At 40.9% G+C, this 24842-nt stretch carries 23 protein-coding genes and 1 pseudogene; 17 read left to right on the top strand and 7 right to left on the bottom strand.

Annotation, left to right across the window (positions count from 1 at the left end; all coding sequences use genetic code 11):
• Positions 1-18 precede the first annotated feature (18 nt).
• The 6 genes from selA (at position 19) to M998_RS10415 (ending at position 8453) form a co-directional block, all read left to right on the top strand.
• Positions 19-1410 carry an L-seryl-tRNA(Sec) selenium transferase gene (gene selA, locus M998_RS10440; RefSeq protein WP_068437995.1) on the top strand — a complete coding sequence of 464 codons (1392 nt, stop codon included), beginning with the start codon at positions 19-21 and terminating at the stop codon, positions 1408-1410.
• Positions 1407-3275, top strand: coding sequence for a selenocysteine-specific translation elongation factor (selB, locus tag M998_RS10435; protein WP_068908732.1), 1869 nt, complete (start codon positions 1407-1409; stop codon positions 3273-3275). The genes selA and selB overlap by 4 nt, the downstream gene beginning before the upstream one ends.
• A gap of 63 nt (positions 3276-3338) precedes the next feature.
• Positions 3339-4997 carry an LTA synthase family protein gene (locus M998_RS10430; protein ID WP_068908731.1) on the top strand — a complete coding sequence of 553 codons (1659 nt, stop codon included), beginning with the start codon at positions 3339-3341 and terminating at the stop codon, positions 4995-4997.
• Between the two features lie 310 nt (positions 4998-5307).
• On the top strand, positions 5308-6309 hold the full coding sequence (locus tag M998_RS10425) for an NAD-dependent epimerase (protein WP_068438003.1): 1002 nt from the start codon (positions 5308-5310) through the stop codon (positions 6307-6309).
• Positions 6310-6367: 58 nt separating this feature from the next.
• The gene (locus M998_RS10420) at positions 6368-7534 is read left to right on the top strand and encodes a nucleotide sugar dehydrogenase (RefSeq protein WP_068908729.1); all 1167 of its coding nucleotides are present in this window, start codon (positions 6368-6370) and stop codon (positions 7532-7534) included.
• A gap of 214 nt (positions 7535-7748) precedes the next feature.
• Positions 7749-8453, top strand: coding sequence for a lipopolysaccharide core heptose(II) kinase RfaY (locus M998_RS10415; RefSeq protein ID WP_068908727.1), 705 nt, complete (start codon positions 7749-7751; stop codon positions 8451-8453).
• A gap of 38 nt (positions 8454-8491) precedes the next feature.
• Here M998_RS10415 and thiM read toward each other — a convergent pair whose 3' ends face one another.
• Entirely contained in the window at positions 8492-9271 is a 780-nt protein-coding gene (gene thiM, locus M998_RS10410) for a hydroxyethylthiazole kinase (protein ID WP_068908725.1), read from the bottom strand.
• 82 nt (positions 9272-9353) lie between these two features.
• The gene (locus M998_RS10405; RefSeq protein WP_068438015.1) at positions 9354-10556 is read right to left on the bottom strand and encodes an ROK family protein; all 1203 of its coding nucleotides are present in this window, start codon (positions 10554-10556) and stop codon (positions 9354-9356) included.
• A 189-nt stretch (positions 10557-10745) separates the two neighbouring features.
• On the opposite strand from M998_RS10405, the gene M998_RS10400 reads away from it, so the two are divergent.
• Genes M998_RS10400 through M998_RS10390 form a run of 3 tightly spaced genes read left to right on the top strand, consistent with a single transcriptional unit; the run spans position 10746 to position 13794 of the window.
• Positions 10746-11564 carry a purine-nucleoside phosphorylase gene (locus tag M998_RS10400; RefSeq protein WP_068438018.1) on the top strand — a complete coding sequence of 273 codons (819 nt, stop codon included), beginning with the start codon at positions 10746-10748 and terminating at the stop codon, positions 11562-11564.
• Between the two features lie 44 nt (positions 11565-11608).
• Positions 11609-12538 carry an EamA family transporter gene (locus tag M998_RS10395; protein ID WP_232007522.1) on the top strand — a complete coding sequence of 310 codons (930 nt, stop codon included), beginning with the start codon at positions 11609-11611 and terminating at the stop codon, positions 12536-12538.
• Positions 12535-13794, top strand: coding sequence for a nucleoside permease (locus M998_RS10390; RefSeq protein WP_068908723.1), 1260 nt, complete (start codon positions 12535-12537; stop codon positions 13792-13794). The genes M998_RS10395 and M998_RS10390 overlap by 4 nt, the downstream gene beginning before the upstream one ends.
• Positions 13795-13917: 123 nt before the next feature.
• Here the strand turns inward: M998_RS10390 and dinD are convergent.
• Together dinD and M998_RS10380 are read right to left on the bottom strand one after the other, a co-directional pair.
• A pseudogene (gene dinD / locus M998_RS10385) lies at positions 13918-14741 on the bottom strand (DNA damage-inducible protein D).
• Between the two features lie 193 nt (positions 14742-14934).
• On the bottom strand, positions 14935-15798 hold the full coding sequence (locus M998_RS10380; protein ID WP_068438025.1) for a YicC/YloC family endoribonuclease: 864 nt from the start codon (positions 15796-15798) through the stop codon (positions 14935-14937).
• A gap of 226 nt (positions 15799-16024) precedes the next feature.
• Between M998_RS10380 and rph the strand changes: the two genes are divergently transcribed.
• Together rph and pyrE are read left to right on the top strand one after the other, a co-directional pair.
• A complete protein-coding gene (rph, locus tag M998_RS10375; protein ID WP_068438028.1) occupies positions 16025-16738 on the top strand; it encodes a ribonuclease PH in 714 nt (237 codons plus the stop codon).
• 109 nt (positions 16739-16847) lie between these two features.
• Entirely contained in the window at positions 16848-17489 is a 642-nt protein-coding gene (gene pyrE / locus M998_RS10370; protein ID WP_068438031.1) for an orotate phosphoribosyltransferase, read from the top strand.
• A gap of 54 nt (positions 17490-17543) precedes the next feature.
• On the opposite strand, the gene slmA is transcribed toward pyrE, so the two are convergent.
• From slmA to coaBC, 3 genes are all read right to left on the bottom strand, one after another.
• A complete protein-coding gene (slmA, locus tag M998_RS10365) occupies positions 17544-18143 on the bottom strand; it encodes a nucleoid occlusion factor SlmA (RefSeq protein ID WP_068438301.1) in 600 nt (199 codons plus the stop codon).
• A 243-nt stretch (positions 18144-18386) separates the two neighbouring features.
• A complete protein-coding gene (gene dut, locus M998_RS10360; RefSeq protein ID WP_068438035.1) occupies positions 18387-18842 on the bottom strand; it encodes a dUTP diphosphatase in 456 nt (151 codons plus the stop codon).
• Positions 18829-20034, bottom strand: a complete 1206-nt coding sequence (gene coaBC / locus M998_RS10355) for a bifunctional phosphopantothenoylcysteine decarboxylase/phosphopantothenate--cysteine ligase CoaBC (protein WP_068908722.1) — start codon at positions 20032-20034, stop codon at positions 18829-18831. The genes dut and coaBC overlap by 14 nt, the downstream gene beginning before the upstream one ends.
• Before the next feature lie 186 nt (positions 20035-20220).
• Between coaBC and radC the strand changes: the two genes are divergently transcribed.
• The 6 genes from radC (at position 20221) to rfaP (ending at position 24840) form a co-directional block, all read left to right on the top strand.
• Positions 20221-20886: a RadC family protein gene (gene radC / locus M998_RS10350; RefSeq protein WP_068438041.1), complete on the top strand. Its 666-nt coding sequence runs from the start codon at positions 20221-20223 to the stop codon at positions 20884-20886.
• A 250-nt stretch (positions 20887-21136) separates the two neighbouring features.
• Positions 21137-21373, top strand: coding sequence for a 50S ribosomal protein L28 (gene rpmB / locus M998_RS10345; RefSeq protein WP_068438044.1), 237 nt, complete (start codon positions 21137-21139; stop codon positions 21371-21373).
• An 11-nt stretch (positions 21374-21384) separates the two neighbouring features.
• Positions 21385-21552, top strand: a complete 168-nt coding sequence (gene rpmG, locus M998_RS10340) for a 50S ribosomal protein L33 (RefSeq protein WP_004265124.1) — start codon at positions 21385-21387, stop codon at positions 21550-21552.
• 307 nt (positions 21553-21859) lie between these two features.
• A complete protein-coding gene (gene rfaQ / locus M998_RS10335) occupies positions 21860-22924 on the top strand; it encodes a lipopolysaccharide core heptosyltransferase RfaQ (RefSeq protein ID WP_068438048.1) in 1065 nt (354 codons plus the stop codon).
• A 1-nt stretch (position 22925) separates the two neighbouring features.
• The gene (locus M998_RS10330) at positions 22926-24050 is read left to right on the top strand and encodes a glycosyltransferase family 4 protein (protein WP_068908720.1); all 1125 of its coding nucleotides are present in this window, start codon (positions 22926-22928) and stop codon (positions 24048-24050) included.
• Entirely contained in the window at positions 24043-24840 is a 798-nt protein-coding gene (gene rfaP / locus M998_RS10325) for a lipopolysaccharide core heptose(I) kinase RfaP (protein ID WP_068908718.1), read from the top strand. Before M998_RS10330 ends, rfaP begins: the two co-directional genes overlap by 8 nt.
• The last annotated feature ends 2 nt before the right edge of the window (positions 24841-24842 follow it).

Raw genomic sequence — 24842 nt, 5'->3', positions numbered from 1 at the left:
AGAGAGAGAATAGTGACTATGGCTGAACCCAATTTTGCGTTGTATCGTCAACTCCCTGCTATTGATAAATTATTGCAGCTCGACGAAGTGCAAATTCTGGTTGAACAATCAGGAATTCATTGGGTAACTGAATGTTTGCGTGAAATGCAGGCGCAAGCCCGCGCTTGTATCTCACAAAAAGGGCAGCTACCTGAATGGCATGAAAATTGGCTAAAAGAATTATCGGTACGTCATAGCGCATTAGGCGAAAGTGCATTAAAAAATGTCTTTAATTTGACGGGTACGGTACTGCATACCAATCTGGGGCGTGCGGTGATGTCAAAATCGGCGATTGATGCAGTAAGCCAAGTAATGAGTTCGCCAGTCACATTAGAATATTCTCTCGATGGTGCGATGCGTGGGCATCGCGACCGCGCTATTGCCGATTTACTCTGCAAATTAACCGGTGCAGAGGATGCTTGTATCGTAAATAATAATGCAGCCGCTGTTTTACTGCTACTTGCCACTGTGGCACAAGGCCAGCAAGTTATTGTTTCTCGAGGTGAATTGGTTGAAATAGGTGGGGCTTTCCGGGTACCGGATGTAATGGCTCAAGCCGGTTGCCAGCTTATTGAAGTAGGAACCACCAACCGTACTCACTTACGTGATTATGAAAACGCAATTAATGAGCATACCGCGCTATTAATGAAGGTACACACCAGTAATTATAGTATTGAAGGGTTTACGGCTGAGGTGGAAGGCGCTGAATTAGCCGAGCTGGGTAAAAAGCATCAATTACCCACCGCCATTGATTTAGGTAGCGGCTCGATGATTGATATGACCGCTTATGGGTTACCCGCAGAACCCATGCCGCATACCTATCTTTCCCAAGGTATTGATTTAGTTTCAATCTCAGGTGATAAATTGCTTGGTGGCCCACAGGCTGGGATCATTCTCGGTAAGAAAAAATGGATTGATGCCATTCAAAAACATCCACTCAAGCGTGCCTTACGCGTTGATAAAATGACATTAGCGGCACTTGAAGCCACATTAAAACTCTATCTAACACCAGAAAAACTGATCACTGACCTACCAACACTGCGCTGGTTAACACGTTCATCAGAAACAATTAAAAATAGTGCGGACAGTATATTAGTCACGTTGCAGGCATTTTATGGTGACAAATTTATTGTTGAAGTTGAACCTTGCCTTTCGCAAATCGGTAGTGGCTCATTACCGATTGATAGGCTGCCGAGTTTTGCGATTACTTTTGCCCCGTTAGATGGAAAAGGCAGTTCTGTAGAATCTTTGGCAGCGAAGTGGCGGCAATTACCTCACCCGGTGATTGGTCGCTTGAAGGATGGCAAATTATGGCTCGACTTACGTTGTCTTGATGATGAACATGCGTTATTACAGGTTTTACTTTCATGATTTTTGCAACCGCAGGCCATGTTGACCATGGTAAAACATCCTTAATTCAAGCGATTTCAGGTGTGAACACTGCGCACCTTCCCGAAGAAAAAAAGCGTGGAATGACCATCGACCTTGGTTATGCCTATTGGCCACAACCGGATGGTAGTGCCATTGGTTTTATCGATGTTCCAGGACACGAGAAATTTTTAGCGAATATGCTGGCGGGGGTTGGCGGCATTAATCATGCGTTGTTAGTTGTAGCATGTGATGATGGCATTATGGCTCAAACCCTTGAACATCTCGCCATACTAAGGCTAGCGGGTTGCCAAGATATCACGCTGATTTTAACTAAGGCTGATAGGGTCGATGATGAGCGCATTGCGCAAGTTACCGAGCAAGTTAAGTCTGAGCTGTATCATCAGGGTTGGGCTGATGCGGCTCTATTTGTAACATCCGCCAGTGATGGCAGAGGCATCGAGTCTTTACGTCTTTATTTGCAGCAACTTCATCAGCAAAGTGATACCCATAAAAATCTCGCGCACCGTTTTCGTCTCGCTATTGACCGTGTATTTTTGGTTAAAGGGGCGGGCATTGTGGTAACCGGTACCGCTCTCGCAGGAAAAATCGAAGTGGGTAACACTTTGTGGGTCACCGGTGCCGAAAAGCAGGTTCGAGTAAGAGGTATTCATCGACAAAATCAGGCCGCAAATTTTGCTCAAGCGGGAGACCGTGTTGCAATCAACCTTACGGGTGATATTGATAAAGAGGATATTACACGGGGTGATTGGCTATTATCTGAGCAACCGGCTTTTGTGGCAACACGGGTGATTGTTGAATTGATGTCTGATCTGCCGATTAAACATTGGCAACCGGTACATTTGTACCATGGTGCAAGCCATATTACCGGACGTGTTTCTTTATTGGTCGAACCAGGGGAAACCCCTGTGCTCGCTGAGCTTATTTTAGATACACCACTTTGGTTAGTGGACAATGATCGGCTAATTATTCGTGATATTAGCGCTCGCCAAACATTAGGAGGTGCGCGAGTTATCCGCTTGGTATCTCCTCGTCGAGGTAAAAGACTATCTGAATTCTTAGATTGGCTCTCTCGCTTATGTGCAACAAATGACGAGTTAGCGCAATTTAAATTGCAATTACCGAATGGTGAATTGAATCTTTATAGTTATGGTTGGTCTCGACAATTAACGCAATCGAATCTGAATACATTATTAGCGCAAGTCGAAGTTGAGCGTGTGGGAGACTACGTTCTCTCTGAGTTTAAAGCACAGTTAGCAAAAGAAAAATTAATCCAAGTGCTTGAAAATTTCAATGAAATTCACAGTGACCAAATAGGGGTAGGAAAAGCGCGTTTAAAACGCATGGCATTACCTACCATGAGCGAAGGGCTTGTATTCAAATTCATTAATGATCTCATCAGCGATGAATCTATTAAGCAAACCCGTGGTTGGTTACATATGCCTCAACACGGATTGGTGTTTGATGTACAGCAGCAGCAAATTTGGCAACAGATACAACCGCTACTTTTCCGTACAGAAGCCTGGTGGGTACGTGATCTTGCCTCCGAAACAGGTCATAATGAAGACGTCGTACGTAAGGTATTGAAAAAAGCTGCACAAATGGGGCTGGTTACCGCGGTTGTTCGCGATAGATATTATAACCATGAACAGATACAAAAATTTGCTGAGCTGATACTGCATTATTGCTCTGAGAATGGCTTTATTTTAGCGGCAGATTTCCGCAATGAACTCGGTATTGGTCGTAAGCTCGCTATTCAAATCTTGGAATTTTTCGATAAAAGCGGGTTCACAAGACGTAAAGGTGATGGCCATTATTTACGTGACAAAGGCATTTTTGTTGAATAAATTGATTGCTTCAATCCGCTATAGTATGTCTTCTTAGTTAATACTCAACTCGTGGTAAATTTGATGAAGAAACGGTTATTTGCAGGCTTTTATCTGGCATTGATTTTTATTGGCTCGCTTTTCTTGGTATTTGAAAAAAGCGGCGTTATTTATCCTGCATTTATTTCGATTGGAGTCTATGCCGTTTTATTTGGTGCATTATTGACACTCACTTCGCGCTGGTTATTTTCAGCGATTGTAACGAGTACGCTGTTTATTATTATAAAATTTTTCAACCAGCTGAAAGTACATTATTACAAAGAACAGCTCTTTTTCACTGATATTAATATTATGACGGATGCCTCCAATATGGGTACGCTTAGCCATTATTGGCTTGCGGGTGTTGCCGTGATTGGGCTACTTATTTTATTTATTATCAATGCCATTATTAGCTGGCGTTTACTACGGCCGTGTACCTCATTCGTCCCTCGCATTCTCGGGTTATTATTCGTGATTGGCGGCTATTTTGGCACCGGGTGGGCAAGTACTCATTATTATGAAGTATGGACACAAACGCTACCTAAAGGGCGCGGTACAGTAACCAACTTAATTATGTCGGCTCAAAATTCCACGTATCAATCACCAAAATTTTCGAGCACTTCTGATTATTTCACTCAGGAAGCGGCTAAAGTGACGTTAGCGAATAACGGAGCGACAGAAAAACCCGATATTGTCCTGTTATTACAAGAGTCTACCGTTAACCCCAAAATTTATGATTTACCCGAAGGGACTAAATTACCTGAATTATTTATGTTCCAACAAGATGCGGGTGTTATTGCTCATAGCCAGATGCGAGTACAAACTTTTGGTGGAGGAACGTGGCTATCTGAATTTTCAGCATTAACTGGGCTTGATAGTGATGATTTCGGTTCTCAAAAAAGCGGCGTTTTCTATTTTATTGTGGATAACCTAAACAATAGCTTATTTAAAGAAATGAAAGCGAATGGCTATTATACCGTTGTATTAACACCTTTTAATCGTGGTGCTTATCATTCTGGGCATGCCTATGAAACATTAGGTGTAGATAGAATTATTCAGCCACAAGAGTTAGGCTATCCCGGAAAGCTACAGGATAATTTATGGTCCATCAGCACAGAAGATATGCTGAAATATGCCAAGGAAATATTAGCTAAAGAGACTGATAAACCCGTATTTATTTTTTCGTTAACTATGTATGAACACGGCCCTTATAAAGAAAGCCATCGTGATGATTTTGGTATAAAAGACAAACTGAGTAATCAAGATTCGGCGGGTGAGTTCAGCCATTATATGGAAAAAATAGTGGCATCTGATGATGCGATGAAGGATTTTGCTAATTTTATTGAAAAGCGCGACCGGCCTCTTATGTTTTTGTACTTTGGTGACCATCAACCCGGTATTAGCTTAAATAAATATAATTCGACGTTCCCATCACCTGCTTATATTACCCAATTTACACTGAGAGATAATTTGAAATCAGGCACAGCAATTAAAACAGGCGAGCTGACGGATATTTCTTTCTTAGGAGGGATATTACTTGAGCGTGCAAACCTGAAGATATCGCCATTTTATGAAGCTAACATTAAGATGCGCCATCTGTGTGACGGTAAGTTGAATGATTGCGAAGATAAAAAACTGTTAGATAGCTATCGCCACTATATTTATCAAACTCTGCAAGCAGCGGATAACGTGGTAGCCGAATAAATTTCAATAAATAGCGGGTCATCATGCCTGCTATTTTAACTTAAAATGTATTTGACGGTTATTTTCGTGCAGCAAAAAAAACATTTGAAACCTTAATTTAACCCGCTTATTTTAAGTTTTCACTGGCAATGCTTGCTGTCAGGTTAATACAGTAATCAAAGAGATTACTGATAGTTTATTCTGTTTATTTCCTTGATAATAAAACCATTGATAAATTTATTTGTCATATACTCAGGTCAACTGATTTTAATGACATAAATGAAGACTCTATTGAGTCTTGAAAACCGACTAACGCTAGAAGATAAATAACATGAAATACTTGGTCACTGGAAGTGCGGGTTTTATTGGATTTAGGCTGTGCCAGCGTTTATTAGAAAGTGGGCATGAAGTTGTTGGAATAGACAACATGAATGCTTATTACGATCAGGGGCTTAAACAGTCTCGTTTACATATTCTTGAGCAATATTCCCAGTTCCGATTTATTCCCCTCGATATTACTGATAGGGAAAAAGTGCTGGTATTATGTACACAAGAAGATTTCGATCGTGTCATCCATCTTGCTGCACAGGCAGGTGTTCGCTATTCATTGCAAAATCCATTTGCTTATGCAGACAGCAATCTTAATGGGCATCTTGCTATTCTAGAAGGTTGTCGTCAGGCGAAAGTGAAGCATTTAGTCTACGCCTCTTCAAGCTCAGTGTATGGCATTACGGATAAAACACCGTTTACCACTGACATGCCAACCGATCATCCGATTTCATTGTACGCAGCAACTAAAAAAGCTAATGAATTGATGGCACATTCGTATTCACATCTTTATCAATTGCCAACAACAGGTCTACGCTTTTTTACCGTTTATGGCCCATGGGGCCGCCCTGATATGGCGCTGTTTAAATTCACTAAAGCAATTTTAGCGGGTGAATCTATCGATGTTTATAATAACGGCGATCTCAGTCGTGATTTCACTTTCATTGATGATATTGTCGAAGGTGTTATTCGTATTTCGGATATAATTCCACAAGCAGACCCACAAAATCCGTCTATTTCACCCGCACAAAGCAGTGCACCATACCGGATATATAATATTGGTAATGGTCAGCCCGTGAAATTGATTGAGTTTATTTCGGCATTGGAAAAAGCGCTGGGCAAAGAAGCGATTAAAAACTTTTTACCGATGCAAGCTGGGGATGTTTACACGACATGGGCAGACACTGAAGACCTGTTTAAAGTCACAGGATATCGCCCTCAGGTGTCTATTGAACAAGGTGTGGCGGCATTTGTTGAATGGTATCGGTCTTATTATCATCAATAATAAACCATCAATCATATTCGACATCCGTTATATCCGTAGAAAGATTTGAGAGGCAAGTTTGAAAATAGCAATTGCAGGCACAGGCTACGTTGGTTTATCGAATGCCATGTTACTGTCACAAAATCATCAAGTTGTGGCTGTCGATATCATTCCTGAAAAAGTGGCGATGCTCAATAATAAGCAATCACCGATTGTTGATACTGAAATTGAACAGTTCTTACGGGAAAAAACACTCAATTTTCGCGCAACCGAAGACAAAATTGACGCTTACACCGGTGCACAATATGTGATTGTGGCAACGCCGACGGACTATGACCCAAAAACGAATTATTTTAATACCAATTCGGTCGAGTCGGTTATTCATGATGTGAATAAAATTAACCCCGATGCGACCATTATCGTTAAATCTACTATTCCGGTCGGCTTTACTGAACGTCTGCGTGAAGAATTTGGTTATACCAATGTGATTTTTTCGCCGGAGTTTCTACGTGAAGGCCGTGCGCTGTGGGATAACCTCTATCCATCCCGTATCGTGGTGGGTGAGCGTTCTGAACGTGCACAAATTTTTGCTGATTTACTGCTTGAAGGGGCGATCAAAAAAGATGTTCCGGTGTTATTCACCGATGGCACTGAAGCCGAAGCGGTTAAATTATTTGCTAACACCTATTTAGCGATGCGTGTGGCTTACTTTAATGAGCTAGATACCTACGCAGAAAGTCGCGGATTGAATGCCCGTCAGATTATCGAAGGGGTGTCATTAGACCCACGTATTGGCGGTCATTATAATAACCCGTCATTCGGTTACGGGGGGTATTGTTTACCGAAAGACACCAAACAGTTACTGGCAAACTACGATGATGTACCCAACAACCTGATTAACGCTATCGTTGAATCAAATCGTACCCGTAAAGACTTTATTTCCGATGCCATTATTGCCAAAGCCCCCCGTAAAGTGGGCGTTTATCGCCTAGTGATGAAAACAGGTTCAGATAATTTCCGTGCCTCTGCGGTACAAGGCATAATGAAACGCATCAAAGCGAAAGGGATCGAAGTGGTGGTTTATGAGCCAGTTTTAACGGAAGACGAATTTTTCCGTTCGAAAGTGATCCGTGATTTAGATACTTTCAAAGCCGAAAGTGACATTATTTTAGCGAACCGTATGGTGCCAGAGCTGGAGGATGTCGCGGAGAAAGTGTATACCCGCGATCTGTTTGGTAGTGATTAATTATTTAACTATCATAAATTAATCATGTTGATGCTGGTTGGTAAATAATTTAGCTGATTGATTTTTTATTGTTATTTCTATATCAAGCTTACCTTTTAGGGGTAGGCTTGGTCTTCTTTTATCCTCTCCACTCATATTGTGCAATAATCGCTAAGAAATAGATAAATCCATTTGTTAGCATTCATCTAACCTTTAAATAATTGGCTTAGATGTTATGCAAAAAATAATAACAACACAAAAAAATGGATTTAACCTCTACCAAAAAGAGAGCAGTATTGATTATTGGCAAGTCATTGATGATTATATTCATGGCAATATCGTTGGCAAAGATCTCGGTAGTGGCAATATTGAACGTAGCGTCGCACGCATTAATATTGATGGCCGGAATTTTATTATTAAATGTGAAAAGGAGCGAGATAAGCGTTTTGAAAAGCGCATCATGCGCATGATTTCTGGCCCTTATTTTTCACGCTTATTATCTCGGTTAACTCAAGCTCAGAATCAAGGTTGTACCATTACCAACGACATTTATTTTGTTGCCGAAAAAATGAAGTGGGGTGAATCAGTGGAAACGTGGGTTATCGCTGAATATGTCGAGGGAACCGTTTTATCTGAAATTGAAGATATCACACCTTATTATGCTGAGATAAAATCCGTTGTTAATCAATTGCATGAGTATGGATTATCTTCGAATGATATTCATGTTGGCAATTTTGTTTTAACTGATGAAGGGGTGAAAGTTATTGATTTATCGGATTATGGAAACTTAACTATCTGTAAAGCCAATGATTTGATTGCACTTAAACGTTTCTATGGTATTGAACCGAATAACAAGAGTTTTAGCTACCGCTTTGTGATGTTGAGAGATAATTTTCGGCATTGGTCACGAAAAATAAGAGGGAAGAAAACCCGATTATAGTTAGCGGTTTGTCAGGCTTTCATTTCAGCATCAGTGAACTATTGATTTGAAAGGTATAGTGCATCTAAAAATTCGGGAATAAAGCTTCCAGTACCTTTACTCTTCTGTGTTGCTGTTTTTCCAGCTTGTTTCATACTTGCGCAAGCACTGGCGACATTAAGCAATAAATCCCCTGATAATGTGCAATAAGCCGCAACGACAGCCGAAAGCGCACAACCGGTGCCCACTACGCGGGTCATAAGAGGGTGTCCTCCGGTGACAGCGACTGTGCGGATACCATCGGTAACATAATCGACTTCACCACTAATCGCGACAATCGTATTTGCGGATTGCGCAAGTGATTGCGCCGCAGATAATGCGTCATAGCTAGTATTAGTCGAATCAACACCTCTACCGCCTTGATTAATGCCAGCTAATGCCATAATTTCAGATGCATTACCGCGGATCGCAGTTGGTTTCAGTGTGAGGAGCTCATGACAAAATTGTGTGCGAAAAATTAACCCGCCTGCCGCGACAGGGTCGAGTACCCATGGTTTTCCTGCATTATTGGCGCTTTTCACAGCGAGGCGCATGGCATGCCGTCTATCTGTGGTGAGTGTACCTACATTAATCAGTAAACCACTCGCAATAGCGGCAAATTGCTCGGCTTCTTCTGGCTCAATCACCATTGCAGGAGAGCAGCCGAGTGCGAGTAACACATTCGCGGTAAATGATTGAACGACATCATTGGTCATGCAATGTATGAGAGGCGAGTGTGATTGCAGCTGTTGTAAGGCTTGCTTTATCGTCGCGGGGTTGATCGTTTCAAATTCAGACATGAGGCTCCTCATTGATGATAAGTTGCTTAAATAACAATTAATATTCTACGCAATTTATTGAGTGAGTTAACCGCTAAATTGACTAATCTGAAAGATAGTTTTCCATCACCATTCCCCCCGCCCCTTGTGCAACAATTTCATAAGAATCATTAGCAGCGTAAATACGTGTTTTGATATGTGGAAAGGCGGCTAATTTATTTTCTATCGATTTTTTGGTCATCGCGAAAAATTGATTTTTAGGCGTTAATGTTCCGCCACACACAACGACATCGGCTTGCGTCGTCAGTATCGCGTTGGCAATTGCAATGCCATAGTAATAGGCAGCTTCTTCAAGGGCTTCTAAACATAAAGCATCATTTTGCGTGAGTGCTTGGAAAATTGTATGGTAGTTTATCTCGGATTCTGAACTGACTAATTGATTGATAATTGAGGGTTTCCCCAAGCGTAATTGCTGAATAACACGAGATTTTATTGCGGAAAGTGAGCTGTATTGTTTTAGGCAGCCAAATGACCCGCACTCACAGCGTTGCCCATTAATATCAATGGTGGTGTGGCCAAATGCTTGCGCCGTACTAATTGGCGCGGGGGCAAATTGGTTATTGATGATGGTCGAGCTGCGAATGTCAGTATCACAAGTGGTGAATAAAAAGCGTTGGCTATCAGAGGTATAGCGTAAGCGATATTCAGCAAAAGCCGCAAAACTGATCCCACTACCAAGTAATACGAAACAAGGTACTTGACGAGTAATATAGGCGTATAAGGTTTTGATTCTTTCGTTGTAGTGGTGATAGGGCAGTTTATCACGCTCAAGAATATGGTCGATTGCAATGCCTATCCCCAATATTTTTTCGGTTGTAAGCTGGTGTTCGGCGAGTAGCTCATCGACTTTGGTTAATAGGTGGTCGAGCATGTTCTCAGCCGTTTCTTGATGCTCATATTTAACTTTTACCCTCCCTAAAATCTCCAGCTTGAGGTTTTGCAGAACGATAGTGGAGTAAATATCACTCATTTCTATTCCAACAAGATAACCATCAGCAGGGTTGATGCTATACAGAATTGGTTTTCTCCCTCCTGTAGATTCACCTAATTCGGATGTTGAAATGAGCTGGCACTTGCTAAGTTCGTCAAGTAGTCGCGCACAAGTTGCCGGTTTCATACTGGCAAGCGATGCTAACACCTCTGCCCTTATCGGCCCATGGTTGAGAATGAGGCGATATAGCATTTTGAGTTTTTGGATTTTTGAATTTTTCGAGGTGCGAAATTCATTTAATAATAGATGTAACAAGCAACCTCCTCCTTTTCGTTTCTTCAACTGCCGCAAAGATTAGCAGATTTACGCATTGCGTAATGCACCATGATTCACACATCATACCGAGAAACTTTTTCTTAAAATGAGATTAAGATCGCGGTTCGATTTTAAAATTACTTTATGATGGCTATTAATAATCCTTATTTGATGTTTTCGGAGATAGCCATGCACAACACCAAAGATATTTTAGAGACCTTAAACTTTATTCAATCACGCACTGATGTTAAGCCTACGGTGGGTATCATTTTGGGTTCTGGTTTAGGCCCTTTCGCGGATACATTAGAAAACGCGGTTCGTATTCCTTATAGCGAAATTCCTCACTTTGCTAAATCGGAAGCGGTTGGTCATGCCAATGAGTTGGTTATCGGCACTATTGCAGGTAAAAGCGTTGTGGCGATGAAAGGTCGCTTCCACTATTACGAAGGTTTCTCACTGGATCAGGTGACTTTCCCTGTGCGCTTAATGAAAGCGTTAGGTGTTGAAAAACTGATTATTACTAATGCTTGTGGTGCGGTGAATACTGACTTTAACCCAGGTGATTTGATGATTATTAATGATCACATCAATCTGACAGCAAATAACCCATTAATGGGACCAAATAACCCAGAGTTAGGTGTGCGTTTCCTTGATGTGAGTGAAGTTTATAACAAGGAATTACGTCAAATAATCAAGGATGTTGCATCAGAGCAGGGTGTTGCTGTACGTGAAGGTGTATATGCATGGTGGACGGGCCCGACTTATGAAACACCTGCCGAAATTCGTATGATCAGAACATTAGGTGCCGATGCCGTGGGTATGTCTACTGTTCCTGAAGCATTAGTGGCACATCATTCGCAAATCAAAACCGTGGGTATCTCCTGTTTGACCAATATGGCTTGCGGCATTTTAGAGCAACCATTGAGCCATGATGAAGTCATTGAAACGGCCGAAAGAGTGAAAGCAACCTTCTTGAAATTAGTGACTGGCGTTATCGAACGCTTCTAGCTTTTTCTCAAAATAATATAAAGAATGTCATAGGAATACGGTGAGTGAATATTGAAATGAAATTTAAAGGTCTGATTTTAGTTTCTTTAGGGGCTTGCAGCTATGGCATTCTTTCAACGTTAGTCGTTTTAGCGTATCGAGCGGGTTTTTCTTTAAACGATGTTATTGGCAGCCAAACCGTATTAGGTGCTTTTTTGTTGTGGTTGTTTGTTGTTATCGGCGCAATATTCCGAAAAACACGTTTAGTCTGGCCGTCTCGTAAGCAAGCGTTATTGATGTTAATTACGGGAACGACAACAGGCTTAACAGGGTTATTGTATTATGCCTCATTACAGTATCTTTCTCCTGCATTAGGCGTGGTTTTATTTTTGCAATTTACTTGGATGGGTGTCGCCATCAATGCTGCGGTCACTCGTCGTGTTCCACCCGTCATGACGATAGTCTCAGTGGTAGTTATTTTAATTGGCACGGTATTGGCGACTGGAATCTTGAACAATGGCAGTATTGCCTTTCATTGGTTAGGTGTGGTCTTAGGGCTTTTTGCAGCGTTATCAAATGCCATTCGCGTTTATGTGAGCGGGGCTTTAGCCATAAAAACAGATCCAATGATGCGTTCGGCGATTATGGTCACTGGAGGTGCAATTCTAACTTCTATCGTGGTGCCACCGACATTTTTACTCGATTTCTCAACGTTTCAACAGCTCTTTTTATCCTATGGGTTGCTATTAGCATTCTTTGGTTCTTTTTTTGGTATGTGGATGTTCGCAAAAGGCACACCCCTTATCGGAACCAGTCTGGCGACAATAGTGAGCTCGATGCAACTACCGGTAACCATATTACTTTCCGTTACCGTATTACACTTACCCCTCGAATTCATTCAGTTTGTTGGCGTTGCCGTGATTTTAATCGGTGTCGCGGTTGCTGAGTTGAAGATAAAAACAAATAAAGATAACTCCAAACGGAGCTTAGTATGAATATTAAATCTCGCTTAAAAGTGATGCTTTTTCTACAATATTTTGTCTGGGGAAGCTGGTTAGTCACGCTCGGCTCGTACATGATGAAAACGTTGAGTTTCTCCGGTGCAGAAGTTGGCATGGTATACAGCTCGAAAGGGATTGCCGCTATTTTAATGCCAGGGCTTATCGGTATTATTGCAGATAAATATATCCCTGCTAACCGCTTATATACGATTTGCCACATTATCGGTGCCGCATCCTTATTTTACGCTGCCACTGTGATGGACTCGACCATGATGTTTTGGGTAATGCTAATAAATGCGATGGCCTTTATGCCAACCATAGCGTTATCCAATACCATTAGTTATTCATCATTGAGCCAATATCAATTGGATTCTGTCGCTAATTTCCCACCTATTCGTGTCTTTGGTACGGTTGGCTTTATTGTGGCGATGTGGAGTATTAGCTTACTGAAATTCGAGCTTAGCAGTATGCAGCTTTATATTGCATCAGCGAGTTCGTTACTGTTGGCGGCTTATTCATTAACCTTACCAAAAATTGCCGTTAATAAAAAAGCCATTTCAACCACGTGGATGAGCAAATTTGGTTTGGATGCTTTGGTGTTATTTAAAAAACCAATCATGGCCGTGTTCTTCTTATTTGCGATGTTACTTGGTGCTGTATTACAAATCACCAATACATTTGGTAATCCATTCCTGCATGACTTTGGTTTAAATCCGTTATATCAAGATAGCTTAGTGGTTCAATACCCTTCTATTTTGTTATCTGTTTCACAGATGGCGGAAGTATGCTTTATTTTAGCGATCCCCTTCTTCTTGAAGCGTTATGGTATTAAAACCGTCATGTTACTGAGCATGTTTGCATGGACGCTAAGGTTTGGTTTCTTTGCCTTCGGTGACCCTTCTGCGATTGGCTTGATGTTCTTAATTATGTCGATGATTGTGTATGGCTGCGCATTTGATTTCTTCAATATTTCGGGTTCAATTTTTATTGAAAGGGAAGTTGATACTAGAATGCGAGCAAGTGCTCAAGGGCTGTTTATGACCATGGTTAACGGAGTTGGTGCTTACTTCGGTGCAATCCTCAGTGGCTTAGTTGTCGATTACTTCACGGTAGGCGGTATCAAAGATTGGCAAATGATATGGTTAGTTTTCGCCTCTTATACCGTCATATTAGCGATTATTTTCCAGTTCACGTTCCATTATCACCACGATAAAGGTGGTACAGCACTTAAAGAAGCGAAATTCGGTTAGGAATAAGTAAGCGTTAATATCAATTAAAAAGAGAAAGTCTAGGTTTTCTCTTTTTAAATAACATTCTCGAAAATACCGGGTATCGATAGAATTATTTTAAATTGTTTTAAAGATATTTAAACTCTATTTGCCGAGTTTTTTCTTTTCGGCGGTTTCTAACTGTTTAATGCTCTTGTCTGGGGATGATAAATCTTCTGGCATTGTTCCGCCAAGTTCATGGATGGTATCTCTTACCTTCCTGCCAACATCAAAATGAGTTTGATTTGCGTGTGCTTTACTTTGTACGTTGTCTCGTTTTAGTTTTTCTTCTGCTTGTGTGGCTCTAAATAAGTTGGCGGCTAGTTCTGTCGAACCCATATGGTCTAAGATTTTTGTGATTTTTTTAAACCTTTACGCTGGTGGATGCCTTTTTGGTCTAAACCGCCGTATAAGCCTTTGTATCCATGATTTTGGAATATAGCAAAATCAATACTTGTTTCTACCCCGGCCTGTTGAGCCGTTTCTACCAACTGTTTGTTATGTTCTTTCAATTCGTTACGAAGAAATAGGCGTTTTTCATCTTCACGTAATTTTTTAAACGTTTGATCATCAGCTAATTCTTGTCTTCTTGTCTGAAGTGCAAAATAAGTCTGCCCTGCCGCTATTACAGGCTTACTTGGGTCGCCATTTTGTACAACTAAGTAACAAGCATAGCGAGATAGTATGACATCCTTAAGTTTTCGTTGAGCACCTGACCCAATATTAACCATATCGAGGACATCCTCGAAATGGTCATCAATGCTATGCCCACTATGTAAACATGCCTCTTTAGCCCTTTCTAACACAGGGGTAAAGTGACGGTATTCCGAATATTCTAGGAGCTTAGAGAGCTCTCGAGCTGACCAGTATTCAATACCAAATTCATCAATTTTTTTTATTTCTTCGAAAGGTTGGTGCGGGTGCTCCATATATAATTCCTTTTATCGTGGGATGTTAAAGGCTATGTATCTCTATAGTCTAAAGTAAATATTGTGCTACGGAATCCTAAAAAATTTTACCAACAGTATGCTCTTGCTGTTTTTTATGCTTTTGTTTAAAAAAAAGCCAGCTAATACAGTGTATCGGCTGGCTCAGTGATTTGCTCTGAAATGCTGAGAAATACTATTCGATGTTCTGAATTTGCTCTCGCATTTGCTCAATCAATACTTTTAATTCAACGGCTGATTTAGTCACTTCGCTATTAATTGATTTAGACGCTAACGTATTTGATTCACGATTAAATTCTTGCATCATAAAGTCAAGGCGACGGCCGTTGGCTTCTTTCTTCTTCAGAATATTGCGTGTTTCTTTAACATGGGATTCTAATCGGTCGAGTTCTTCAGAGACATCAACCCGTTGAGCGAGAAGAATAAGTTCTTGTTCCAGTCGATTACTATCAACTTGGATTTCTGCTTCTTCCAACTTAGTTTGTAAGCGCTCACGCTGCCATTGCAAAATTTCAGGCATATGCTGACGAACTTTCGCAACTTCGACCAGAACACCATCAAGACGTTGTTCGATCAATGCATGCAATGATGCGCCTTCAGCTTCACGGCTTTGAATAAAGGCATCAAGAGTTTCATCAAGCCCAGCAAGGAGTTGTTCGCTAATGACGTCTAAGTCTTGTTCACCTGCGGACATCACCCCCGGCCAGCGTAAAATTTCCAGAGGGTTAACTTCCCCTTCGTGGCTGTAATTTTTGACCCAATTGGCTGCGCTAATTAACTGGCGAGCGAGTTCTTCATTAAGAATAAGTTCGCTGCGATGAGCGCCATCTAAGTCAAAACGCAAGTTACATTCTACTTTCCCACGGGTAAGGCGAGCGCGAATACGTTCACGAATAACCGGCTCAAGGCTTCTAAATTGTTCAGGTAAACGGATATACGTTTCTAGGTAACGTTGGTTTACGGAACGCAGCTCCCAAGCCGCACTCCCCCATTCACCCTTGATATCACGGCGGGCAAAAGCGGTCATACTACGGATCATAATTCGTTCCTATCATTATCAAGATAAAGAGATTATAGCGCTATGAAGGATGACAGGATAGGCATTATCTCCTTGAGGACGTATATACCCGTAATACTTCACGTTGTAAGGTGAATTATCGCGTTTATCTATGTTCATCCGATTATCTTCCCTTGTCGCCTACATGCACCTTGAATGATTTTGTGTATAATACGCCCCAATTCGAATTAATAATGGAGATAACACCATGCGCCCAGCAGAGAGATTAGCAGACCAAATGCGCCCGATAAAAATTACGCGCAACTATACAAAGCATGCGGAAGGCTCTGTTCTTATTGAGTTTGGCGATACGAAGGTGTTATGTAACGCAACCGTTGAAGAAGGCGTTCCTCGCTTTCTAAAAGGCCAAGGCCAAGGTTGGGTAACCGCAGAATATGGCATGTTACCGCGCGCAACGAACTCTCGTAACCAACGAGAAGCCGCACGTGGAAAACAAACGGGTCGTACAATGGAAATTCAACGACTGATTGCCCGTTCTTTACGTGCAGCAGTTGATCTGAAAAAACTGGGTGAATACACCATTACATTAGACTGTGATGTTATTCAAGCCGATGGCGGTACACGTACGGCCGCAATTTCAGGGGCATGTGTGGCACTGGTTGACGCACTGAACAACATGATTACACAGGGAAAACTGAAAAAAAGCCCATTGAAATCCATGGTTGCAGCTGTTTCTGTGGGAATTGTTGGTCAAGACGCTTTATGTGACCTTGAATATGTTGAAGATTCAGCAGCAGAAACAGACATGAATGTTGTCATGATGGATGACGGACGTATGATTGAAGTTCAAGGCACAGCCGAAGGCGAACCGTTTAGCCATGAGGAATTGCTAGCACTCCTTGCGTTAGCAAAAACAGGGCTAGAGACTATTTTCGACGCGCAGCGAGAAGCGTTGAAATAAGTTAATCATTAAAAAAGGCGGCTGATGAGTCGCCTTTTTTATGTCTAATAATCGATTAGATAGTAATAACAAAATAGATATTATTAACCATCCATGAGGAGAATGACCAATGAAAGCCTATCAGCGCGATTTTATTGAACTTGCCATGAAAAAACAGGTACTTAAATTTGGTGAGTTTACGCTGAAATCAGGTCGTAAGAGCCCATATTTCTTTAATGCAGGGCTGTTTAATACGGGACGTGATCTGGCGCTTGTCGGTCGTTTTTATGCGCAAGCACTGCAAGATAGTGCCATTGAATGCGACGTTATTTTTGGACCTGCTTATAAAGGTATTCCAATTGCCACCACGATGGCGGTTGCATTAGCGGAACACCATGATATCGATATGCCTTATTGCTTTAATCGTAAAGAAGCAAAAGACCATGGTGAAGGTGGAATGTTAGTTGGTAGTCCTTTACAAGGTCGAGTTGTCGTTGTTGATGACGTTATCACGGCAGGAACAGCAATTCGTGAATCGATGGAAATTATTAAGCAGCAAAAAGCGACATTAAATGGCGTACTGTTATGCCTTGATCGCCAAGAGAAAGGTAAAGGGGAAATTTCTGCCGTACAGGAAGTTGAGCGCGATTATGGGTGCAAAGTTTATTCTATCATTACCATGAGCGATCTGATTGTTTACCTGACAGAGCAACCTGATATGGAAGAACATTTGGCTGCAATGAAAGCGTATCGTGAACAGTACGGTATTTAATGAAAAAAAAGCCCTCGCCCAATAATGGGCGGGGTGAGTAGTATAACTAATTGGCTATTGTAACTGAGCTAGAATTAAAGGCCAGCGCGCTTCAAACTCAACGGTTGGTCGATAGCGAAACTCAGAACGAACAAAACGGGAAAGCATCCCCTCACAGAACGCAAGTAATTGAGAGGCAAGTAATGATTCATCGTGGTTAAATCCATGACCATCACGTATTTTTTTCTCTTTTAGTACTTGTCGTAGTTGTGATTCAATACGTTCAAATAATTGGTTAATGCGATCTTGGAGTCTATCTTGCTCAAACATGAGCGCATGACCTGTCATTATACGTGTTAAGCCAGGATTTTTCTCTGAAAAACCCAAAACTAACGCTAAAATCAATTTGATCCTGACAATTGTATCTTTTTCGTCAGTTAAAATTAAATTAATGCGTGAAACCAAAGAGTCTTCAATAAACCCAATGAGACTATCAAACATTTTCATTTTACTTGGAAAATGGCGATAGAGCGCGGCTTCGGATACACCAACTGTTGCTGCAAGTTTTGCAGTCGTGATTCGCTGGCTACCATCGCTGCTTTCTAGCATTAAGGCGAGGGACTGTAAAATTTCATCCCGCCTATTACGTTTTTGTGTTATCGCTTTTTCTGCCATGTCTAATAAGACCCCTGCTAAAACAGCAAAACAAACTATCCAAAATTTTGCCCAGAGTAAAGAGATTTACAGGGCAAAATAGGTCTAAAAAGTGTATACCCGTTATACTTTAAGCTGTATGGTTACTGGTATCACTAAGCTACCCAGGTTAAATACTGATACGTGCTCCCTAAGATAGTTTTGCTCGCCGTTTACATGCAATTCAAATTATTTAGGGCAGATTTCATTTTAATATTAATCGTGTTACTGGCGACCTGAGTGACCAAAACCACCTTCACCGCGCTGCGTTGCATCAAAATCATCGACAATATTAAATTCAGCTTGAACGACTGGAACAAATACCATTTGCGCCATGCGCTCGCCCGGTTCAACAGTAAATGTTTTGTCACTACGGTTCCATACAGACACCATCAATTGGCCTTGGTAGTCTGAGTCAATCAACCCTACGAGATTACCTAATACAACACCGTGCTTATGACCAAGTCCTGAGCGAGGTAAAATAACGGCTGCGAGTTGTTCATCCGCGATATGGATAGCTAACCCCGTTGGAATTAACTCTGTTTGCCCCGGCGATAATTCAATTGGTGCATCAAGGCATGCCCGCAAATCTAAGCCTGCTGAGCCAGTAGTTGCATAAGTTGGCAGAGGAAATTCGTTACCGATGCGGGCATCAAGAATTTTCAGATCAATTTTTTTCATAACGTTGAAGTATCTCGTCAAGTAAGTAGTGGCTTAATTCAATTTTACTGCAATGTGGCAAACGGACATCACCATTGGCATCAAATAGGTGTAGTGCATTGTTATCACTGTTAAACCCATTATCTGCAAGGGAAACATCATTTGCACAAATTAAATCTAGTTGTTTTTGTTGGCGCTTTTGGCGTGCGTATTCTTCCACATTTTGGGTCTCAGCTGCAAACCCAACAACATAAGGTCGATTTTGCGTAAGTTTACCTACACTCGCAACAATGTCAGGATTTTTGACTAACGTTATCGTGAATTCATCGCCTTGCTTTTTAATTTTATTTTCAGCAACTATTTTAGCTCGATAATCTGCAACTGCGGCACAACCAATAAAAATATCTTGTTCATTAATGGATTGATGTACTTTTTCATACATGTCTAAGCCACTAGTGACATTAATGCGGTTTACCCCTTTAGGGGTTTCAAGGTTTACAGGGCCTGCTATGAGTGTGACTTGTGCACCGCGTACACTGGCTGCTTTGGCAATTGCAAATCCCATTTTTCCTGAACTGTGATTACTAATAAAACGTACAGGGTCTAAATCTTCTCGCGTTGGACCCGCTGTAATCATTAATTTAATGCCTTGTAAATCTAATCGAGGGTTAAAATACTCACGTGTTAGACGTACAACCTCGAGAGGGTCAATCATACGACCAGGGCCGACATCACCACAAGCTTGGCTACCTTCACCAGGTCCCCATATCATATATTGACGCTGTTTCAATTTGATTAAATTATCTTGCGTCGCTGCAGCGCGATACATTTGTTGGTTCATCGCGGGCACAACTGCAATAGGTGCGGCGGATGCAAGGCAAACAGTCGTCAGCAAGTCATTGGCCATTCCTGTACTTAGTCTAGCAATTAAATCAGCCGTTGCAGGCGCTAAAATAATAATATCAGCCCATTTTGCCAATTCAATGTGACCCATAGCAGCTTCTGCGGCAGGATCCAGTAAATCATCAGATACTGGATGCCCAGAGACAGCTTGTAAGGTTAATGGGGTAATAAAGGCTTTTGCTGCATGGGTCATCACGACACGAACAATCGCGCCTTCGTCTCGTAGCCGGCGGGTAAGCTCAGGGATTTTATAGGCGGCAATGCCACCACTAATACCAAGAACTATCTGTTTACCTAATAGCTGAGTCATTGTTTTTATCCGATTCGGTCAACATAGACGGCATATTACCACATCAACGAATGAGGAGAGTGCTCGATTTACCATCACTCAATTATTTTTGCGAAGCGCTACGTAAAATCCTTTTTAGTTAATTGCTATAAAGTGCGTTGATATATAAAAAGCATTAAAGGGAGTTGCTAACGAAAGGATGCAGAGATGAATAATTATCTCGATTTACCACCAAGAGAGAAAATATTGGCTTATGGTGCCGCATCACTCTCAGATGCAGAACTATTAGCTATTTTTTTAAGAACAGGGAGTCAAGGTGAGCCAGTTTTGCAGTTAGCTGAGCGGTTACTTAGCGAATTCGGTTCACTCTATTTATTGATCCAAGCCGATTACGCAAAACTGATGCAGTGCAGAGGTATGGGGGATTGTAAATTTACCCAGCTACAAGCGGTGAGTGAGTTGGCTCGCCGATTTTTTTCTGAACAATTCCTTCATGAAGAAGTGATATCCGAACCTGACTTATTAAAAACTCGATTGTTAGAACTTTTTGCTGGGCAAGAAAGAGAGGTTTTTATGGTGCTATTTTTAAATAGTCAGCATCAAATTATCTGTCATGAGGAGATGTTTAAGGGAACGCTTAACAAGGTTGAAGTCCATCCTCGTGAAATTATCCGCTTTGCAATTAAAATGAATGCCAGTGCGATTATTTTAGCGCATAATCATCCATCGGGTAATCCTGAGCCAAGCGTTGCCGATAGGCAAGTAACTGAACGTATTCAGCATGCTTGTTCTATCATGGGCATCAAATTGTTGGATCATTTTGTAGTTGGGCATAAAAAATGTGTGTCATTCGCTGAACGAGGATGGCTATAAATCATTTTTTTGACTAAAAAATGACAACTTTTGCTGTGTTGGGCTTGAGTGAAAACGATTGAAAGCGTATACTACGCCACCTTTAAGGATCTCGGGTTTGGCGAGAAGAGCCTATCTCAGTAAGTTTTTTACTAAGGTAATGACGATTTTTTAGTCAATTAAAGTTTGCTGAGATGGGCTCCAAAGCCTGACGAGGCGGCCATACCCAGAACAATAAAGCTCGAGCTGATTAGATTTTTGGAGAATAGACATGTCACGAGTCTGCCAAGTTACCGGCAAGCGTCCAATGAGCGGTAATAACCGTTCACACGCATTAAACGCGACCAAACGTCGTTTTTTGCCAAACCTGCACTCTCACCGTTTCTGGGTTGAGTCTGAGAAACGTTTCGTAACACTGCGTGTATCTGCTAAAGGTATGCGTGTTATCGATAAAAAGGGTATTGATACAGTTCTTGCTGAACTGCGTACCCGTGGTGAGAAGTACTAAGGAGCTAAAAAATGGCTAAAGGTATTCGCGAGAAAATCAAGCTGGTTTCTTCTGAAGGTACAGGACACTTCTATACCACTACGAAGAACAAGCGCACTATGCCTGAAAAACTGGAACTGAAAAAGTTTGATCCAGTTGTTCGTAAGCATGTGATCTACAAAGAAGCAAAAATCAAATAATTTTGTCTTCTGCGTAAAAAACCCAGCCTCGGCTGGGTTTTTTTATACAAAAATTTGATAGCAAGAGATATACGCATTCAATGCTATAACCCTTATTCTTAAAGTAGTAACATACATATATCTGCTATAATTCTCGTAATTGCAAAAAATTTAGTTATGCATATCAATACTTTTCTATCGATATCGTTTCTAGTATTACCAACCTGCAACTCGACTTGTTTTATGTATAATATTCATTGAATTAATAGTGTTATTTATTGTCATATGACTATGTCATTTTACTTATAGACTTGATTAAGAGTGCCCGGTGGAAAAACAGTTTAAAAAAATTCTTGTGATCAAGATGAGGTTTCATGGGGACATGCTACTAACAACGCCTGTTATTAGTTCATTAAAACACCAGTATCCTGAGGCGAAAATTGATGTCTTATTGTACCAGGACACAATCCCTATTTTATCTGAAAATAATGAAATCAATACATTATATGGCATGAAAGGGAAAAACAGTGGTGGGCTGAGCAAGGCATGTAATTTTATTAGTCTGTTACTGAAACTACGCAAAAATAAATATGATTTAGTGGTAAATTTAGCGGATCAGTGGATGGTATCACTGCTCGTGCGTGCCATTCCGGCTAAAATGAAAATATCCCATCAATTTGGCCACCGAGGCTCTAAATTTTGGTGCAATAGCTTTACCCATTTGACCGTTCCTCAAGGGGAACATGTCGTTATCAATAATCTTTCTGTTCTGGAACCGTTAGGAATTAAAGAACTAAAAAAACACCTGACGATGTCTTATACGGAGCAAGATTGGAAAAACATCGACCAAAGGCTTTTAGAACTCGGGGTTCATAGTAGTTATGTTGTCATTCAACCAACGGCTCGCCAAATCTTCAAATGTTGGGATGATGAAAAATTTTCAGAAGTTATTGATGCATTACAATCTCGTGGATACCAAGTCGTCCTTACATCAGGTCCGAGTAAAGAAGATATTGAATGTATTAATCATATTGCCGATGGGTGTAAAGTAAAGCCGATCGTTGATTTAGCCGGTAAGACTTCTTTTCCTGAACTGGGTGCACTTATTGCCCATGCTGCATTATTTATTGGTGTAGACTCCGCTCCGATGCATATTGCCGCTGCTGTTAACACACCAATTGTATGTTTGTTTGGTGCAACAAATAATGTATTTTGGCGACCATGGACTGACAATGCAGTACAGTTTTGGGCGGGGGATTATGAAGCTATGCCGCCAAGAGAAGAGCTGGATAGAAATAAAAAATATCTATCGATTATTCCTGCATCTGACGTGATTAAAGCGACAGAAAAAATATTACCTATGAATATCCGCTCCATGATGACAAGGTATTAATATGATATTGGCATTTTGTCTGTATAAGTATTTTCCTTTTGGTGGGTTACAACGTGATTTTTTGCGTATTGCGATGGCTTGCCAAGCACGAGGTCATCACATCAGGGTATATACTCAATCTTGGGAGGGCGGAATTCCTCAAGGTTTTGAAGTTATTATCGTTCCTGTTACATCAAATACTAATCATGGTAGAAACACACAGTATTGTGACTGGGTATTTGCGCACCTTCAGCAGAAACCTGCAGATAGAGTCGTTGGTTTTAATAAAATGCCTGGGCTGGATATTTATTATGCAGCCGATGTTTGCTATGCAGAAAAAGTGGCCAATGAAAAAGGCTTTTTTTACAGGCTGACGCCTCGCTATAAACATTATGCTGCATTTGAGAAGGCTGTTTTCCAAATAGGAAAATCGACTCAATTACTCATGTTAACACCCCATCAAATTACACATTTTAAGAAACACTATTCGACAGAATCTGAACGCTTTCATATGTTGCCCCCTGGCATTGCTCAGGATAGAAAATATGATAAGCAAATTCTCGATGCTAGGCGTATTTATCGAGAAAAAAATCAAATATCTCAGACGGCTTTTTTCTTGCTACAGGTTGGCTCTGATTTTAAGCGCAAAGGGGTTGATAGGACACTTCGCGCAATGGCTTCCTTACCTGAAACAATTAAGAAAAATACGGTGTTAATGGTTGTGGGGCAAGACAAACCAGCAAAATATCAGCGGTTAGCAGAGTCATTGGGTATTGGCGAGCAAGTTTCATTTTTTAGTGGTCGTAATGATGTTGCAGAACTAATGGCTGCGGCAGATATCCTTATGCACCCAGCCTATCAAGAAGCTGCTGGCATTGTATTATTAGAAGCCATCACCGCAGGTTTACCTGTTATTGTGACAGAGGTTTGTGGTTATGCACCGTTTATTATGCAAGCTCAATGCGGTATTGTAATTAAAGAGCCATTTGATCAATCTTTATTGAATGACGCATTGCTTAAGAGTTTACAGAATCAAGAGCAGCTAACGCAGTGGATTAATAATGCAAGGTATTTTGCAGATACAGAAGATCTGTATAGTTTACCGGAGAAGGTCGCTGATATTATTTTAAGAGGCCATCATGATTGAATTAAAAACACCATTTAGTAAATTATGGGAAAATAAAGATCCTTTTATTGAAGCAGATAAGCTGCACGGTGAAGTTTTTCGTGCACTAGAAAGTCGCCGAACCCTGCGTTTTGAAGTTGAAGATAAAAGCTATTTTATTAAGATCCATTACGGTACAACATTAAAAGAAGTCATAAAAAATCTAATCTCATTTCGTTTACCTGTTTTAGGTGCAGATAGAGAATGGAATGCGATCCATCAACTCACTAAAGTTGGTGTGGACACGATGAATGGACGAGCATTTGGTCAGAAAGGTTTAAATCCTTTACGCCGCCATTCGTTTATTATTACTGAAGATTTAACGCCAACGGTTAGTTTAGAAGATTACTGCGAAAATTGGCAAAAAGCGCCTCCATCATTTAAAGTTAAACAGATGATTATTCATCGTGTAGCCGATATGGTACGTAAAATGCACGCCACGGGAATCAATCATCGAGACTGCTATATTTGTCATTTTTTACTCCATTTACCTTTTACAAGTAATGAAAGTGAGTTAAAGATATCGGTAATTGATTTACATCGCGCACAGTTAAGAGCTACCGTTCCGACCCGTTGGCGTGACAAAGATTTGATAGGGCTATATTATTCTTCTTTAAATATCGGTCTCACGCAAAGAGATATTTTACGGTTTATGAAATGGTATTTTGCCTGCCCCCTCAAAGAAATATTAAATAAAGAGCAAGGCTTGATCGGCAAGGTAGCTAGAAAATCAGATAGAATTAAAGAGCGTACCCAAAAGCATGGTCTATAGTT

Origin of the sequence: Providencia heimbachae ATCC 35613, from assembly GCF_001655055.1 — a bacterium.
GTDB classification, from domain to species: domain Bacteria; phylum Pseudomonadota; class Gammaproteobacteria; order Enterobacterales; family Enterobacteriaceae; genus Providencia; species Providencia heimbachae.
Note: the sequence above shows the minus strand (reverse complement) of the source record. Positions and strands in the feature narration are given on the sequence as shown.

Bases quoted from the DNA above. Each gene is read 5' to 3' on its own strand.
- selA (WP_068437995.1), top strand. From the start codon at position 19: ATGGCTGAACCCAATTTTGCGTTGTATCGTCAACTCCCTGCTATTGAT.
- selB (WP_068908732.1), top strand. From the start codon at position 1,407: ATGATTTTTGCAACCGCAGGCCATGTTGACCATGGTAAAACATCCTTA.
- M998_RS10430 (WP_068908731.1), top strand. From the start codon at position 3,339: ATGAAGAAACGGTTATTTGCAGGCTTTTATCTGGCATTGATTTTTATT.
- M998_RS10425 (WP_068438003.1), top strand. From the start codon at position 5,308: ATGAAATACTTGGTCACTGGAAGTGCGGGTTTTATTGGATTTAGGCTG.
- M998_RS10415 (WP_068908727.1), top strand. From the start codon at position 7,749: ATGCAAAAAATAATAACAACACAAAAAAATGGATTTAACCTCTACCAA.
- thiM (WP_068908725.1), bottom strand. From the start codon at position 9,271: ATGTCTGAATTTGAAACGATCAACCCCGCGACGATAAAGCAAGCCTTA.
- M998_RS10400 (WP_068438018.1), top strand. From the start codon at position 10,746: ATGCACAACACCAAAGATATTTTAGAGACCTTAAACTTTATTCAATCA.
- M998_RS10390 (WP_068908723.1), top strand. From the start codon at position 12,535: ATGAATATTAAATCTCGCTTAAAAGTGATGCTTTTTCTACAATATTTT.
- M998_RS10380 (WP_068438025.1), bottom strand. From the start codon at position 15,798: ATGATCCGTAGTATGACCGCTTTTGCCCGCCGTGATATCAAGGGTGAA.
- rph (WP_068438028.1), top strand. From the start codon at position 16,025: ATGCGCCCAGCAGAGAGATTAGCAGACCAAATGCGCCCGATAAAAATT.
- pyrE (WP_068438031.1), top strand. From the start codon at position 16,848: ATGAAAGCCTATCAGCGCGATTTTATTGAACTTGCCATGAAAAAACAG.
- slmA (WP_068438301.1), bottom strand. From the start codon at position 18,143: ATGGCAGAAAAAGCGATAACACAAAAACGTAATAGGCGGGATGAAATT.
- dut (WP_068438035.1), bottom strand. From the start codon at position 18,842: ATGAAAAAAATTGATCTGAAAATTCTTGATGCCCGCATCGGTAACGAA.
- coaBC (WP_068908722.1), bottom strand. From the start codon at position 20,034: ATGACTCAGCTATTAGGTAAACAGATAGTTCTTGGTATTAGTGGTGGC.
- radC (WP_068438041.1), top strand. From the start codon at position 20,221: ATGAATAATTATCTCGATTTACCACCAAGAGAGAAAATATTGGCTTAT.
- rpmB (WP_068438044.1), top strand. From the start codon at position 21,137: ATGTCACGAGTCTGCCAAGTTACCGGCAAGCGTCCAATGAGCGGTAAT.
- rpmG (WP_004265124.1), top strand. From the start codon at position 21,385: ATGGCTAAAGGTATTCGCGAGAAAATCAAGCTGGTTTCTTCTGAAGGT.
- M998_RS10330 (WP_068908720.1), top strand. From the start codon at position 22,926: ATGATATTGGCATTTTGTCTGTATAAGTATTTTCCTTTTGGTGGGTTA.
- rfaP (WP_068908718.1), top strand. From the start codon at position 24,043: ATGATTGAATTAAAAACACCATTTAGTAAATTATGGGAAAATAAAGAT.